The organism is Methylomonas sp. LW13 (genome assembly GCF_016865255.1).
Taxonomy (GTDB): domain Bacteria; phylum Pseudomonadota; class Gammaproteobacteria; order Methylococcales; family Methylomonadaceae; genus Methylomonas.
Window position 1 is genome coordinate 4,934,937 of the sequence record NZ_CP033381.1, and the last position, 14,406, is coordinate 4,949,342.

Annotated in this window: 13 protein-coding genes; all 13 read left to right on the plus strand. The window is 54.8% G+C overall.

The window, feature by feature from the left end; translation table 11 throughout:
• From rsmH to JL719_RS22545, 13 genes are read left to right on the plus strand one after another with little or no spacing between them, the layout of a single operon-like run.
• Entirely contained in the window at positions 1-930 is a 930-nt protein-coding gene (rsmH, locus tag JL719_RS22485; RefSeq protein WP_084153289.1) for a 16S rRNA (cytosine(1402)-N(4))-methyltransferase RsmH, read from the plus strand.
• Positions 930-1,202: a cell division protein FtsL gene (ftsL, locus tag JL719_RS22490; protein ID WP_020483757.1), complete on the plus strand. Its 273-nt coding sequence runs from the start codon at positions 930-932 to the stop codon at positions 1,200-1,202. Before rsmH ends, ftsL begins: the two co-directional genes overlap by 1 nt.
• A complete protein-coding gene (locus tag JL719_RS22495) occupies positions 1,203-2,930 on the plus strand; it encodes a peptidoglycan D,D-transpeptidase FtsI family protein (protein WP_033156785.1) in 1,728 nt (575 codons plus the stop codon).
• The gene (locus tag JL719_RS22500) at positions 2,927-4,387 is read left to right on the plus strand and encodes a UDP-N-acetylmuramoyl-L-alanyl-D-glutamate--2,6-diaminopimelate ligase (protein ID WP_033156786.1); all 1,461 of its coding nucleotides are present in this window, start codon (positions 2,927-2,929) and stop codon (positions 4,385-4,387) included. Before JL719_RS22495 ends, JL719_RS22500 begins: the two co-directional genes overlap by 4 nt.
• Entirely contained in the window at positions 4,384-5,748 is a 1,365-nt protein-coding gene (locus JL719_RS22505; RefSeq protein WP_033156787.1) for a UDP-N-acetylmuramoyl-tripeptide--D-alanyl-D-alanine ligase, read from the plus strand. The genes JL719_RS22500 and JL719_RS22505 overlap by 4 nt, the downstream gene beginning before the upstream one ends.
• The gene (gene mraY, locus JL719_RS22510; RefSeq protein ID WP_033156788.1) at positions 5,748-6,830 is read left to right on the plus strand and encodes a phospho-N-acetylmuramoyl-pentapeptide-transferase; all 1,083 of its coding nucleotides are present in this window, start codon (positions 5,748-5,750) and stop codon (positions 6,828-6,830) included. Before JL719_RS22505 ends, mraY begins: the two co-directional genes overlap by 1 nt.
• Positions 6,831-6,832: 2 nt before the next feature.
• Entirely contained in the window at positions 6,833-8,203 is a 1,371-nt protein-coding gene (gene murD, locus JL719_RS22515; protein WP_033156789.1) for a UDP-N-acetylmuramoyl-L-alanine--D-glutamate ligase, read from the plus strand.
• Positions 8,197-9,363 (plus strand): putative lipid II flippase FtsW, encoded by a 1,167-nt coding sequence (gene ftsW, locus JL719_RS22520; protein WP_051669999.1) that lies wholly within the window; start codon positions 8,197-8,199, stop codon positions 9,361-9,363. The genes murD and ftsW overlap by 7 nt, the downstream gene beginning before the upstream one ends.
• Positions 9,360-10,424: an undecaprenyldiphospho-muramoylpentapeptide beta-N-acetylglucosaminyltransferase gene (gene murG, locus JL719_RS22525; protein ID WP_033156790.1), complete on the plus strand. Its 1,065-nt coding sequence runs from the start codon at positions 9,360-9,362 to the stop codon at positions 10,422-10,424. Before ftsW ends, murG begins: the two co-directional genes overlap by 4 nt.
• On the plus strand, positions 10,421-11,848 hold the full coding sequence (gene murC, locus JL719_RS22530) for a UDP-N-acetylmuramate--L-alanine ligase (protein WP_051670001.1): 1,428 nt from the start codon (positions 10,421-10,423) through the stop codon (positions 11,846-11,848). Before murG ends, murC begins: the two co-directional genes overlap by 4 nt.
• Entirely contained in the window at positions 11,848-12,726 is an 879-nt protein-coding gene (gene murB / locus JL719_RS22535; protein WP_033156791.1) for a UDP-N-acetylmuramate dehydrogenase, read from the plus strand. The genes murC and murB overlap by 1 nt, the downstream gene beginning before the upstream one ends.
• Positions 12,723-13,673 carry a D-alanine--D-alanine ligase gene (locus JL719_RS22540; protein WP_033156792.1) on the plus strand — a complete coding sequence of 317 codons (951 nt, stop codon included), beginning with the start codon at positions 12,723-12,725 and terminating at the stop codon, positions 13,671-13,673. Before murB ends, JL719_RS22540 begins: the two co-directional genes overlap by 4 nt.
• On the plus strand, positions 13,660-14,403 hold the full coding sequence (locus JL719_RS22545; protein ID WP_084153290.1) for a cell division protein FtsQ/DivIB: 744 nt from the start codon (positions 13,660-13,662) through the stop codon (positions 14,401-14,403). The genes JL719_RS22540 and JL719_RS22545 overlap by 14 nt, the downstream gene beginning before the upstream one ends.
• Positions 14,404-14,406 lie beyond the last annotated feature (3 nt).

Here is a 14,406-nt window from a genome sequence, read left to right on the forward strand (position 1 = left end):
ATGACCGCCCATCAGACGGTTTTGTACGAAGAGGCCTTAGAGCAGCTCGACATAAAACCGAACGGTATTTATCTGGACTGCACCTTCGGGCGTGGCGGACACAGCAGCGGCATTCTGAAAGCACTGAATAGCTCCGGCAGATTGCTGGCGCTTGACAGAGACATGGATGCGATTGCTAGCAACGAAGCCAAGCGCTTGCTGGAAGACAGCCGTTTTAGTTTGCATCACGCCAGTTTTTTGGAACTGAGCGCCATTATTGAACAACAAGGCCATAAGGGTAAAGTCGACGGCATTCTGATGGACCTGGGCGTATCGTCCCCGCAACTAGACAATGCGGAACGCGGGTTCAGTTTTTTACGCGATGGTCCTTTAGACATGCGTATGGATAGCAATAAGGGCCTGTCGGCTGCAGAGTATTTGGCGCAAGTCGACGAAAAAGAATTGGTTCGCGTATTGTTTGAATATGGCGAAGAGCGTTTTGCCAGGCGAATTGCCAACGCGGTTATCTGCCAACGCCAACAGCAGCCTCTGCAGACCACTCTGCAATTGGCAAAATTGATCGAAAACAGTGTGCCGTTTCGCGACAAGCACAAACATCCTGCAACCCGCAGTTTTCAGGCGATCAGGATAGAGATTAACCAAGAACTCGAACAGATTAAAACCGGATTGAAACAAGCCGTGGACGTATTGGCACCGAGCGGACGTTTAGTCGTGATCGCCTTTCACTCATTGGAAGACCGCATCGTCAAACGCTTCATTCGCGACCAAGCCGGCCCGAAAACCAATCCCGGCAAACTGCCGATTAAAGAGCAAGACATAGAACAAGGTCAGTTACGCAAAATAGGCAAGTCTATAAGGGCACAACAACAGGAATTGCAACAAAACCCACGCGCACGTAGCGCGGTCATGCGAGTTGGGGAGAAACGTTGATGGCGATTGCAAGAAATATCCTGCTGACACTGTTGGTGGCGATGCTGATGATCTCTGGCATTGCCGTGATCTACAGCAAATACCAATCGCGCCTGCTGTTTATCGACATCCAGAAAAAAGAAAAAGAGCTCGACGATTACGAAGTGGAATGGGGCCGATTACAACTCGAATTGACCACGCTGACCGAAGAAAACCGGGTTGAAATCGAAGCAAGAACGCGGCTGATGCTGACTTTGCCGGCCCAAGACAAAATTATTTATATAAAGCCGTAAATGCGAATTGCCTCCGGCGCGGGCACGATACCGCGCCACAATACAGATTTTGTGATCCGCCGCAGAGTGCTGCTGTCGGCAATGTTGTTGGCCATGCTCGGATTGGTTGCGCGCGCGGTATACCTGCAAATTCTCGATAAAGAATTTCTGCAGGACAAAGGCGATATGCAGCACGTCGGCGTAGTGTCGGTTTCGGCTTATCGCGGGCAGATTAAGGATAGGAACGGCGAACCGCTGGCGATCAGCACTCCGGTGCAGTCAATTTGGGTCAACCCGCGGCAACTGCGAGATGCGGAACAGGACAAATTAACACCGATGGCGAAAATCCTCGGTTTTCCGGAAAAGGAACTGCGTTCGCTGTTAAAAAAGGAAAAAGACGCCAATAAGCGTTTCGTCTATTTGCGCAGGCAGATTAACCCGGATATAGCCGAAAAGGTCAAAGCGCTGGAAATTACCGGTGTGTATTTCGAGCGGGAGTTCAAGCGTTACTATCCAGCCGGCGCGGTATCGGGCCATTTATTGGGCTTTACCAATATCGACGACATCGGCCAGGAAGGCATAGAGCACGGCTACGAGCACATTCTACGCGGCCAGCCCGGCAAAAAGCGCGTGATCAAGGACGGCAAGGGGCAGATCATCAAGGACGTAGAAAATATTGAGGAAGCCATCCCGGGCCGCGACCTGGTGTTGACTATCGATGAACGCCTGCAATACCTGGCTTATCGGGAATTGCAGAACGCAATGATCCAGAACAAAGCGCATTCGGCATCCTTGGTGGTACTGGATGCCAAGAACGGTGATGTATTGGCGACGGTCAGCCAACCGGCTTTCAATCCCAACAACCGTAAGGAATTGAGCAGTAACCGCTATCGGAATCGGGCCATGGTGGATAGCTTCGAACCCGGCTCGACGGTCAAACCCTTCGTGGTAGCGGCGGCGCTGGATGGTGGCTATATCAAACCCAACGTGTTGATAGAAACCCATGGTGTCTATCACTTGGGCCGCAACGTGGTTAAGGATGTGCATAACTACGGCACGATGGATTTGACCCACGTACTGCAAAAATCCAGCAATATCGCGGTCACGCAAATCGCGATGAGCATGCCGCCGGAGTATTTTTGGGGCGTATACAGCAGGCTGGGGTTCGGCACCTCCGCCGGTGTTGGTTTTCCGGGAGAAGCCAGCGGCTCTTTGCTGGATTATCAGGGCTGGCACGAATTCGACCAGGCGATTTTATCGTTCGGTTACGGGGTTTCCACCTCGATTTTACAATTGGCCAGAGCGTATACCGCTTTGGCGGACGACGGCATCATTCATTCCGTGACTTTACTGAAGCGCGATGAAGATCCCGATGCCCAACGGATTTTCAAACCCGAAACCGCCAGAAAGGTCAGGGAAATGCTGGAGCACGTGATCAGCAAAGAAGGTACGGCATACCAGGCCAGAGTCGAAGGTTACCGGGTAGCAGGTAAAACCGGTACCGTGAAAAAGGCCGGGGCCGGCGGTTACAGCGAAGACAAATATTTATCGGTATTTGTGGGCATGGCGCCGGCCAGCAATCCGCGTTTCATTATCGCGATTGTGGTGGACGAACCTACCACCGGCCAATATTACGGCGGCCTGGTGGCGGCACCGGCTTTCTCGAAAGTGATGGCGGGCGCATTACGAGTATACGGCGTTGAGCCGGACGGCATGGACAACATGCATTTATTGTTGAGCAAACAATGAAGCTAGCCCAATTGCTACACGGAATGACCGTAAATCCGCCGGATTTGGCAATCAGCGGATTGTGTTTGGACAGCCGAAACATCCAAGCCGGCGACGCATTCATTGCGTTGAACGGTGCCGTCCAGCATGGTATTGCGCATGCGGAACAAGCTGTTGCCAACGGCGCGGTCGCGGTGATTTACGATCCAAGCGGCGTGGAGACGCAGATCGTCAGCAAAGTAACAGTACCAAGCGTGGCAATAACCGATTTAGCGCAAAAGTTGGGCGAGATCGCCGCAAGATTTTACGGCAACCCGTCGCAACTGTTGGATGTGATCGGTGTAACAGGCACCAACGGCAAGACCTCCTGCAGCCAATTAATTGCACAGGCTTTGCCGGCTTGCGGTGTGATAGGCACGCTTGGTTGGGGCGATGTCGGCAATTTGCAGCCGACCGCCAACACCACGCCGGATGCATTGGCCGTGCAGCGGATGCTGAACGAATTTGTAAAGCAGGATAAGCGTAACGCGGCCATGGAAGTGTCCTCGCACGGCTTACACCAAGGCCGGGTTAACGGGGTTAGCTTTAAAGGCGCAGTTTTTACCAATTTGAGCAGGGACCACTTGGATTATCACGGCAGTATGGCGGAATACCTGCAAGCCAAATTGACGTTATTTAAAACGCCGGGCCTGCAGTTTGCCGTGGTCAACCTGGACGACGCCAGTAGCGCCGAGGTATTGCAAAGCCTGCCGGACGCCGTGCAAAGCTGGACCTATAGCGCGACCGGCCAACGCGGAACTGCTAAGGAAGCCGTAAGTGCCGAGCAAGTAAAACATAGCGCTGCCGGCATCGAATTCGATGTGATATGGCGCGAGCAAAGACGCCGGGCAACGACAACGCTGGTTGGCGGCTTTAACCTGGATAACGTGCTAGCCGTGCTTTGTGTATTGCTGGCGACCGGCAGCGAATTCGACGCCGCCGTCGCGCAACTGGCCAAATTAAACGCCATTGCCGGCCGTATGGAAAAATTCGGCGGCAATGGCAAACCCACGGTATTCGTGGATTATGCCCATAGCCCGGATGCTTTGGAAAAAGTACTTAAAGCCGTAAAAGGCGCGCACCATCTGCGAGTGGTATTCGGTTGCGGCGGCGACCGCGATAAAGGCAAGCGTCCGGAAATGGGCCTGATTGCCGAAACTTGGGCGGATCAAGTTATCGTTACCGACGACAACCCGCGCAGCGAAGCATCGGCAGCGATTATTAAAGACATTTTGAGTGGCTGCCAAAGCCAAAAAATAACGGTCATTAACGATAGAACCACGGCCATAAACACAGTGATACGACAAGCAAACCCAGACGATTGCGTGGTGATAGCCGGCAAAGGCCACGAGGACTACCAAGAAATCGGCGGCGTAAAACAGCCGTTCAGCGATAGCGCTGTCGTCAAGCAAGCACTGGCGGGGTGGAGCAAGCCATGAAACTGCAACTTAGCGAGATCGCCCAAGCCGTCAACGGCAAGCTGATCGGCGAAGACAGAGAAATCCGCGCCACCGGTATCGACACTCGCACCTTACAATCAGGCGCTTTGTACATTGCAATAAACGGCAAAAATTTCGACGGCCACAGCTTTATCGATAAAGCCGAGCAAGCCGGTGCGGCAGCGCTGTTACTCGAGCGAGCCGCGCCATCCGCTTTAGCGCAAATCATCGTCGCAGACACCCATCTGGCACTGGCGGAACTGGCCGGATACTGGCGCAAAACCTTGTCGGTCAAAGTAGCCGGCGTCACCGGCAGCAACGGCAAAACCACCGTCAAGGAAATGATTGCGGCGATTTTCGCCACCCAAGGCCACACCCTATCGACCCAAGGCAATCTCAACAACGACATCGGCGTGCCGCTGACACTGCTCAAACTGGATGACTCTCATCGCTACGCTGTCATTGAAATGGGCGCCAATCATCCCGGTGAAATTGCCTATACCAGCCGCTATGCGCAAGCCGATGTCAGCGTCATCACCAATATTGGCGCCGCCCATATCGAAGGTTTCGGCAGCATCGAAGGCGTGGCTAAAACCAAAAGCGAAATCGTCAAAAGCCTCGGTGAGGGCGGCGTGGCGGTATTAAATCGCGATGACGCTTTTTTCGATTTCTTGCTGACCATGGCCGGCAACCATCGCAGCGTATCCTTCGGCTTGCACCCCGCAGCCGACGTCACGGCGTTAAATATTGCCACAGCTTTGGACGCACAAGGCTTTAACACCTATTTCGAATTAAAAACGGCGACCGACACCTTACCAATCCGCTTGCATCTGGCCGGCGCTCACAATGTGAAAAACGCTTTGGCCGCAGCGGCAGTAGCGTTGCAATTCGGTATCAGCCTGTCAGACATTAAACAAGGCCTGGAACAACTCCAGCCCGTCACCGGCCGCATGCAACCCTTAACAGGCCGTAAGGGCAATATCATCATCGACGATACCTATAACGCTAACCCCAACTCCTTGAAAGCCGCGCTGGACGTACTGACCGATTGCGGCAGCGAAGCGTGGGTAGCATTGGGCGCTTTCGGCGAGCTCGGCCCGGACAGCCCGGCGATACACCGGGAAATGGGCGAATTAATCAAAGCAAAATCAGTGAAGCGTTTGTTCGCGACCGGCGCATTGGCAAAACATGCCGTTGAAGCCTTTGGCGACGGCGGCCAGTTTTTCGACGATCAGGAACAATTAATAGACACACTGACAACAGCCGTCACAGGTAAGGAAACCCTATTGGTTAAAGGCTCGCGCGCCCAGAAAATGGAAAACGTGGTGGCGGCGATGGTCAACAATTTCAGAGCAGCCTAATGTTACTTTTACTCGCGGATTATTTAAGCAATATCGACAGCGGCTTCAGGGTGCTACATTACCTGACCTTTCGCGCCATCTTGGGCGTGCTGACCGCGCTCATTATTTCCCTGATGGTCGGCCCGGCCATGATCGAAAAATTGACTCGTAAAAAAATCGGCCAAAGCGTGCGCGACGACGGCCCGCAAAGCCATTTTTCCAAATCCGGCACACCAACCATGGGCGGCGCGATGATTCTGTTCGCCGTAGCGATCAGCACCCTGCTCTGCGCGGATTTGAGCAATCGTTATGTCTGGGTGGTGTTGCTGGTAACACTAGCACATGGCGTAATCGGCTTTATCGACGACTATAAAAAAGTCCTGCTCGGTAATAGCGACGGCCTATCCGCCCGCGCCAAATACTTCTGGCAATCGCTAGTGGCACTGAGCGCCGCCTTGTATTTGTACAACACCGCTCAAGTAGCGGCGGAAACCCAATTCATCGTGCCGTTTTTCAAGAACGTCACCGTGGACATCGGCTGGGGCTACGTCGTACTGACCTATTTCGTCATCGTCGGCTCCAGCAATGCCGTCAACTTGACTGACGGCCTGGATGGTCTGGCCATCATGCCGACCGTGATGATCGCCGCCGCCTTGGCGATTTTTGCGTATTTATCCGGCCACGTTAATTTCTCGCAATACCTGGCTATCCCGCACATCCCCAAAGCCGGCGAGTTGGTGGTGTTCTGCGCGGCCCTGGTCGGTTCCGGCTTGGGCTTTTTGTGGTTCAACACTTATCCTGCCATGGTGTTCATGGGCGACGTCGGGGCGCTAGCTTTAGGGGCGGCACTGGGCATCGTAGCGGTGTTGGTTAGACAAGAAATCGTGCTGGTGATTATGGGCGGGATTTTCGTGATGGAAACCATCTCGGTGATTATCCAGGTTGCCTCCTTCAAAACCCGTAAAAAGCGGGTGTTTCTGATGGCGCCGATTCACCATCATTACGAATTGAAAGGCTGGCCGGAGCCGCGCATCATCGTGCGTTTCTGGATTATCTCGGTCATCTTGGTGTTGATCGGTCTGGCCACTTTGAAACTGAGATAAGCATGAACACCACCGCCCTACTCAGCAATCTGGAAACCCATTTCAACTTAAATCCGGATAACGCTCGCCTATTGATCGTCGGTCTGGGCGCTACCGGGTATTCGGCTGCGCAATTTTTGCAAAAGACCCCGATTAAATTCGCCGTAATCGATAGCCGAAAAAATCCGCCGCTGATCGATAATTTGCGCGAACAAATGCCGGACGTACCGGTATTTTCCGGCGGTTTCGACCAGTCCGCACTGGATGTCGCCACTCATTTGCTGGTCAGTCCTGGCGTATCTTTACACGAAGCGGCCATCCAAAAGGCCGTGCAGGCGGGCGTCACCGTACTAAGCGACATCGACTTATTCGCTTGCGCCACCGACAAACCGGTTATCGCCATCACCGGCTCCAACGGTAAAAGCACGGTTACCACCATGCTGGGCGAAATGGCTAACGCCGCCGGCGTCAAAACCGCCATCGGCGGCAACCTCGGCACACCTGCACTGGATTTGCTGCAACAGGACGCCGAACTCTACGTATTGGAATTGTCCAGCTTCCAGCTGGAACGCACCACGGCTTTGAACGCAAAAGTCGCCACGGTGTTAAACGTCAGTCCGGATCATCTGGATCGCCACGACGGCATGGCCGGTTATGCGGCGGAAAAGCAACGGGTGTTCCGGGGCGACGGAGTGATGATCTTGAATGCCGACGACCCGATGGTCATGGCCATGCGCGATCCCACCCGGCAAACATTGACCTTTTCCACCCAAACTCAAGCCGATTTTTATCTGCGTCGCGGCGAAATCGATACTTTAATGCAAGGCGAACAAGCCTTGATGGCAGCCAGCAAATTGCGCCTGGAAGGTAGCCACAACATCGCCAATGCGTTGGCGGCGCTGGCCCTAGGCACGGCTGCCGGTCTAAGCATCACCAAAATGTGCGATGCGCTCAGAAAATTCAAAGGCCTGCCGCACCGCATGCAAAAAGTCGCGGAAAAAGGCGGCATCAATTGGGTTAACGATTCCAAAGCCACCAACATCGGTGCGTGTATCGCCGCGCTAAACGGCTACGAGCATAAAGTTGTTTTAATTGCCGGCGGCGAAACTAAAGGCGCAGACATGACTGAACTAGTGCCTGCCGTCACCGAAAAAACCAAGGCCGTGGTCCTGATAGGCAAAGATGCACCATTGATCGCACAAGCTTTGAATAACTGTGTGCCTGTCCATTTCGCCGGCAACATGAAAGAAGCGGTCACCATCGCCGCCAGTTTGGCCAGCGAAGGCGACAGCGTGCTGCTGTCACCGGCCTGCGCCAGCCTGGATCAATACCGCAGCTATGTTGACCGCGGCAATAAGTTCGCCGAAGCCGTGATGAGCCTGCCCTTATGTTGAAACCGACGCCCAAGCCCCGCGCGCAAAACCGCCTGCACGTCGACCCGGTGTTGATGTTGGCGTGCTTCAGCCTGCTGGGCATCGGTTTTATGCTGGTCACGTCGTCCTCTTTGCATTTGGGCGTCAAAATGGCCGACGACATTTCCCACTATCCCTTCAAGCAACTCATTCATATTGCTTTTGGCTTGGGCTTTTCCGCGATTATTTTGAACATACCGATGCAAAGCTGGGAAAGAATGGGACAAACCCTGTTCATCGCCGGCCTGGCCTTGCTGCTGGTGGTATTGATTCCCGGCGTCGGCATCAGGGTTAACGGCAGTATCCGCTGGCTATCGATTCTGGGTTTGCGGATCCAGGTATCGGAGGTCGTGAAATTCATCTCGGTGATTTATATGGCCGGTTACGTCACCCGTCATGCCGACCACGTCCGCCGCTCCGCGTTCGGCTTGGTCAAGCCGTTGATGCTGTTTTCGGTGGCTTGCGTACTGTTATTGCTCGAGCCTGACTTCGGCTCGGCGGTGGTGATTCTGATCATTGCCATGGGCATGATGTTTCTGGGCGGCGCCAGAATTTCTCAATTCATTATTTTATTGGGTTTGGTCGCCAGTTTAGCGGTGATCTTGGTCATTGAATCGCCCTATCGATTGGCGCGGGTCACCAGCTTCATGGACCCGTGGGCCGATGCCAGAGATACCGGCTTTCAGCTCACCCAGGCTTTGATTTCTTTCGGTCGCGGCGAATTTTTCGGCGTTGGCTTGGGCAACGGTCTGCAAAAACTGTTTTACCTGCCGGAAGCGCATACCGACTTTTTGTTCTCCGTACTGGGTGAAGAGTTGGGCCTACTCGGCGTGTTGCTGATCATCGGCCTATTCGCCGCCCTGGTCGTGCGCGCCTTTGCGATTGGCGAGCAAGCAGAGCAAGCCGGTCTAAAATTTTCCGCCTTGGCGGCTTACGGCTTAGGTATCTGGTTTGGCTTTCAATCCTTCGTGAACATGGGCGTCAACATGGGCATGCTGCCCACTAAAGGCTTAACCCTGCCGCTGATGAGTTACGGCGGCGGTAGTATGATCGTGATGTGCGGCGCGATGGCGGTATTGTTTCGGATTCACTACGAAGTCACCGAACACAATAAAAGCAATGTGAAGGGGAAACACGCATGAGCGGCCGCATCGTCATCATGGCAGGCGGCACCGGCGGACACGTGTTTCCGGCACTAGCGGTCGCCCAGGAAATGCGCGCCCGTGGCTGGCAAGTCAGCTGGCTGGGCACCGAGAAAGGCTTGGAGAGCTGGGTGGTGCCCGCCAACAACATAGACATCGATTGGCTGGCGGTAGCGGGTATGCGCGGTAAGGGATTGTTCTCCAAACTTGCAGCCGGTTTTAAATTGATTCAAGCCTGTCTGCAGGCGCGGCGCATACTGAAACAGCGACAACCCGACGTGGTTTTGGGCATGGGCGGCTTTGTGGCCGGGCCAGGCGGGCTGATGGCGAAATGGTTGGGCATTCCGTTGGTGATTCACGAACAAAACCGGGTTCCGGGCACCACTAACCGTTTACTGGTGAAACTGGCCGCCCGCAAAGTGCTGGAAGCATTCCCGGACAGCTTCGCCAAATCTGTAAAAGCGATCTGCACCGGCAACCCGTTAAGAGATGCATTCATCGGTCTGCCGGAAAAATCCGAATGGCATCCACAAGCCGGACGCAATTTAAGGATTTTGATCCTGGGTGGTAGCCAGGGCGCCAAGGTACTGAACGACACCGTCCCGGCGGCATTGGCGGGGCTGACCAATCTGGATGTGAAACACCAAACAGGTAGCGTTATGCAAGCCGAAGTCGCCGAACGCTATCGTGCTTTAGGCTTAAACGCCGAAGCCGTGGCTTTTATCGAGGATATGGCCGGCACCTACCAATGGGCCGATTTGATAATTTGCCGGGCCGGCGCGATGACAGTCAGCGAAGTAGCGGCCTGCGGTTTACCGGCGATTTTCGTGCCCTTGCTGCACGCCATCGACGATCATCAAACTGCCAACGCCAAATATTTAACCGAAGCTGGCGCCGCATTGTTGCTGCCGCAACCCGAATTAAACGCAGACAATCTGCGTAAAACCCTAGAACGAGCCATGACATCATTGACATCCATGAGCCGGGCCGCCAAAGCCAAGGCCAGACTCGCCGCCACTCAGACCGTGGCTGATATTTGCGTTGCGGAGGCTGCCGTATGAACCGCCCCCACATCGAAAACCAAGCACTGGGCGACATCGACAAAATCCATTTCGTGGGCATCGGCGGCACCGGCATGAGCGGTATCGCCGAAGTGCTATCCAACCTGGGCTATACCGTGTCCGGCTCCGATATTAAAGGCTCGGCGGTTACCGACCGCCTGCAAGCGATGGGCGTCAAGGTTTATTTTGGCCATCACGCCGACAACGTGACCGATGTCGATGTGGTCGTCACCTCCACCGCTGTCGATAGAACCAACCCGGAAATCGTCACCGCCTACGAAAACCGCATCCCGGTAATTCCGCGTGCGGAAATGTTGGCGGAATTGATGCGCTTCAGATTCGGCATCGCGGTGGCCGGCACGCACGGCAAAACCACTACCACCAGCCTGACCACGATGATGCTGGCCGAGGGCGGCTTGGATCCCACCTTCGTAATCGGCGGCCGTTTGAATAGCGCCGGCGCCAACGCCAAATTGGGTTTGGGTAAATATTTGGTGGCTGAGGCCGACGAAAGCGATGCGTCGTTCTTATTCCTGCAGCCAATGATGGCCATTGTCACCAACATCGACCAAGACCATATGGAGACCTATGGTGGCAGCTACAGCAAACTCAAGGACACTTTCCTGAAATTCCTGCATCAATTGCCGTTCTACGGTTTGGCGGTGATGTGCATCGACGATCCGGGCGTCTGCGACGTGCTGCCTAATGTATCCAAGCCGGTGAAGACCTACGGCGTCAGCAGTTACGCCGACGTACGCGCTGTGGATATTCGCCAGGACGGCTTACGCACTCATTTCACGGTATTGCGCTGGGGTGATTTACCGCCCTTGCAAGTCACGCTGAACCTACCCGGCTGGCACAACATGCTGAACGCCTTGGCGGCCACGACTATCGCCACCGCCCTGGGTGTGGACGATGCGGCTATTGTAAAGAGTCTGGCCGAATTCAAAGGTGTGGGCAGGCGTTTTCAAATCAACGGCGACGTGGATTTCCAAGGCGGCAAGCTGACCTTGGTCGACGATTACGGCCACCATCCGCGCGAACTAGCCGCCACACTGGAAGCCTTGCGTCAAGCCTGGCCAACCCGCCGCAAAGTCGTGGTGTTTCAACCACACCGCTACACCCGCACCCGCGACTTGTTCGAAGATTTCGTCGAAGTATTGTCTAGTGTCGATGTGCTGATTTTGTTGGATGTGTATTCGGCCGGCGAAGCGCCGATTACCGGTGCCGACGGCAAAGCCTTGAGCCGCTCGATCAGGGTGCGCGGCCAGGTTGACCCGGTGTTCGTGCAAAACCGCGAAGATTTGGCGACCATCCTGGCCGGCATCGTCGAAAAAGACGACGTGGTATTGACCATGGGCGCCGGCAACGTCGGCCAGATCGCCGCCGAATTGCCGCAACAATTGGCCGAGGCCCTAAAGTGATGGTGGCTAGAGGCACTTTATTAAATAACGAACCGCTGGCGAAATATACCAGCTGGCGGGTCGGCGGTCCGGCCCAGCACCTGTACATCCCGGAAAACAAGGCCGACCTGATCGAATTTATCGCCAGCCTGCCGGCCGGCGAACCGTTGTACTGGATGGGTTTGGGCAGCAATTTACTGGTGCGCGACGGCGGCATTCGCGGCACGGTGATCAACACTCGCGGTCGCCTGAAAGAAATGTATCTGGCCGATTCCGAACGGGTATACGTGGAAGCCGGCGTACCTTGCGCCCATGTCGCCCGTTTTTGCGCGGATTTGGGCCTGACCGGCGCCGAATTTCTGGCTGGCATCCCCGGCACGATGGGCGGCGCGCTGAAAATGAATGCCGGCGCGTTTGGCGGCGAGACCTGGAGCATTGTGGAACGGGTGGAAATGATCAACCCGCGTGGTGAAGTCATTCTGCGCGACCATCACGAATTTGAAGTGGCCTACCGCTCAGTCAAAGGACTGGCCGACGAATGGTTTTTGTCTGCTCAGTTGAAGTTGAGCAAAGGCAACAGCGAAGCCAGCCAACAACACATCAAAGCGCTGTTGGAAAAACGTAACGCCTCGCAACCGACCAATAAGCCGACTTGCGGCTCGGTATTCAAGAATCCGCCCGGCGATTACGCGGCGCGCTTGATCGAAGCCTGCGGCCTGAAAGGCTTTGCCATCGGCGGCGCGGTGGTGTCGGAAAAACACGCCAATTTTATCGAAAATCGTGGCAACGCCAGCTCGGAAGATATAGAAGCCTTGATCGAACATATTCAAACCCAAGTACAAACGCAGTTCGGCATCAGTCTGCAAACTGAAGTCTGCCGGGTAGGTGAAAAAGCATGAAGCCATTACGCATCAAAAATGCCGCCGATTTCGGCAAAGTCGCCGTGCTGTTGGGCGGCTCCGCTGCCGAGCGCGAAATATCCTTGAACAGCGGCAATGCGGTGTATCAAGCCTTGAAAGCACAAGGCATCGACGCCGTCGCGATAGACGTGACCGCCAGCCCCATTGATGCCTTGGCGAGTGTTAACGCCGACAGAGTGTTCAACGTCATCCACGGCCGCGGCGGCGAAGACGGTGTGTTGCAAGCAGTATTGCAAGTCATGGGCTTGCCCTACACCGGTTCCGGCGTCATGGCGTCAGCATTGAGCATGGACAAATTGCGCACCAAGCTGTGCTGGCAAGGTTTGGGCTTGAGCACACCGCTGTGGTTTGTGCTGAAAAGCGCTGCCGATATTGACGCCTGCATCACCAAACTGGGTTTTCCGGTGATCGTCAAGCCGGCTCAGGAAGGCTCCAGCATTGGCATGAGCAAAGCCACGAACCGCGATGAACTGGCGGCCGCATTAGAACTCGCCGGCCAATTCCATTGCGACGTTTATGCCGAGCAATGGGTACTAGGCCAGGAGTACACCGTCGGTGTGCTGGACGGCGAAGCGCTGCCGGCCATCCGCTTGGAAACGCCGAATACCTTTTACGATTTCGACGCCAAATATCGGGCCAACACCACGAAATACCATTGTCCCTGCGGCTTGAGCGCGGAGCGCGAACAACAATTGCAAGCGCTTGCGGTACAAGCCTGCCAGGCCTTGAACGTAAAAGGCTGGGCGCGGGTGGATGTGTTTATCGACAGCAATGGCCAATCGCAACTGATCGAAGTAAATACCGTACCTGGCATGACCGACCACAGTTTGGTGCCGATGGCGGCGAAAGCGGTCGGCATCAGTTTCGAGGAATTAGTCTGGCGGATTTTGGAAACCAGCATGGCGGGTGCAGGTGAGCCGGTTTAGTGTGATTTTAATGACCGCGCTGTTGATCGGCGGCGGCTGGTGGGCTTGGCAGCAATTCGGCGCCAGCGCACTGAGCAGCAAGCCGATCCGCTACGTCAAGATTGAAGGCGCGTTCCAATACACCAGCAAAGATCGGCTGAAAGAAGTATTGGCGCCGCAAATGAAACAGGGCTATTACCAGGCCGACATGAACGCGATTCATCAAGCGATCAAAGCGCTGCCCTTGGTGGATAAGGTTGACGTAAAGCGGGTGTGGCCGGATGCGGTGCATATCAAAATCAGCGAGCAAAAGCCGGTGGTGCGCTGGGGCAAATCGGCGCTGCTGAACAAGCAAGGCGATTTGTTGGTGCCGGACAATATCGACGAATTTAAAAATTTACCGCTGATTACCGGCCCGGACGGCCAGGAAAAGAAACTGCTGGAGATCATGAAAGGCGTCTACATCGTGCTGAAGGATAAATCGATGCAGCTTGCGGAATTTCATGTCAACGAACGGCGGGCCTGGCGGATTAAGTTAGCCAGCGGCATGGAAATGCAATTGGGGAGAAAAGCGCCGCTGGAAAATATGCAACGCTTTTTAAAAACCATGGATTTATTGGGCGAGGAACAGCTGGCGCAAATAGCCAGCGTGGATACCCGATACCCGAACGGCTTTGCAGTGACCTGGAAACCGGAAGTCACTAACATCGATTGGAAAGCAATCGTGGAAAAAAATAAAAACCTGATTTAAACG

Bases quoted from the DNA above. Each gene is read 5' to 3' on its own strand.
- murG (WP_033156790.1), top strand. From the start codon at position 9,360: ATGAGCGGCCGCATCGTCATCATGGCAGGCGGCACCGGCGGACACGTG.
- JL719_RS22540 (WP_033156792.1), top strand. From the start codon at position 12,723: ATGAAGCCATTACGCATCAAAAATGCCGCCGATTTCGGCAAAGTCGCC.
- JL719_RS22500 (WP_033156786.1), top strand. From the start codon at position 2,927: ATGAAGCTAGCCCAATTGCTACACGGAATGACCGTAAATCCGCCGGAT.
- JL719_RS22495 (WP_033156785.1), top strand. From the start codon at position 1,203: ATGCGAATTGCCTCCGGCGCGGGCACGATACCGCGCCACAATACAGAT.
- JL719_RS22505 (WP_033156787.1), top strand. From the start codon at position 4,384: ATGAAACTGCAACTTAGCGAGATCGCCCAAGCCGTCAACGGCAAGCTG.
- murB (WP_033156791.1), top strand. From the start codon at position 11,848: ATGGTGGCTAGAGGCACTTTATTAAATAACGAACCGCTGGCGAAATAT.
- rsmH (WP_084153289.1), top strand. From the start codon at position 1: ATGACCGCCCATCAGACGGTTTTGTACGAAGAGGCCTTAGAGCAGCTC.
- murD (WP_033156789.1), top strand. From the start codon at position 6,833: ATGAACACCACCGCCCTACTCAGCAATCTGGAAACCCATTTCAACTTA.
- ftsL (WP_020483757.1), top strand. From the start codon at position 930: ATGGCGATTGCAAGAAATATCCTGCTGACACTGTTGGTGGCGATGCTG.
- ftsW (WP_051669999.1), top strand. From the start codon at position 8,197: ATGTTGAAACCGACGCCCAAGCCCCGCGCGCAAAACCGCCTGCACGTC.
- murC (WP_051670001.1), top strand. From the start codon at position 10,421: ATGAACCGCCCCCACATCGAAAACCAAGCACTGGGCGACATCGACAAA.
- mraY (WP_033156788.1), top strand. From the start codon at position 5,748: ATGTTACTTTTACTCGCGGATTATTTAAGCAATATCGACAGCGGCTTC.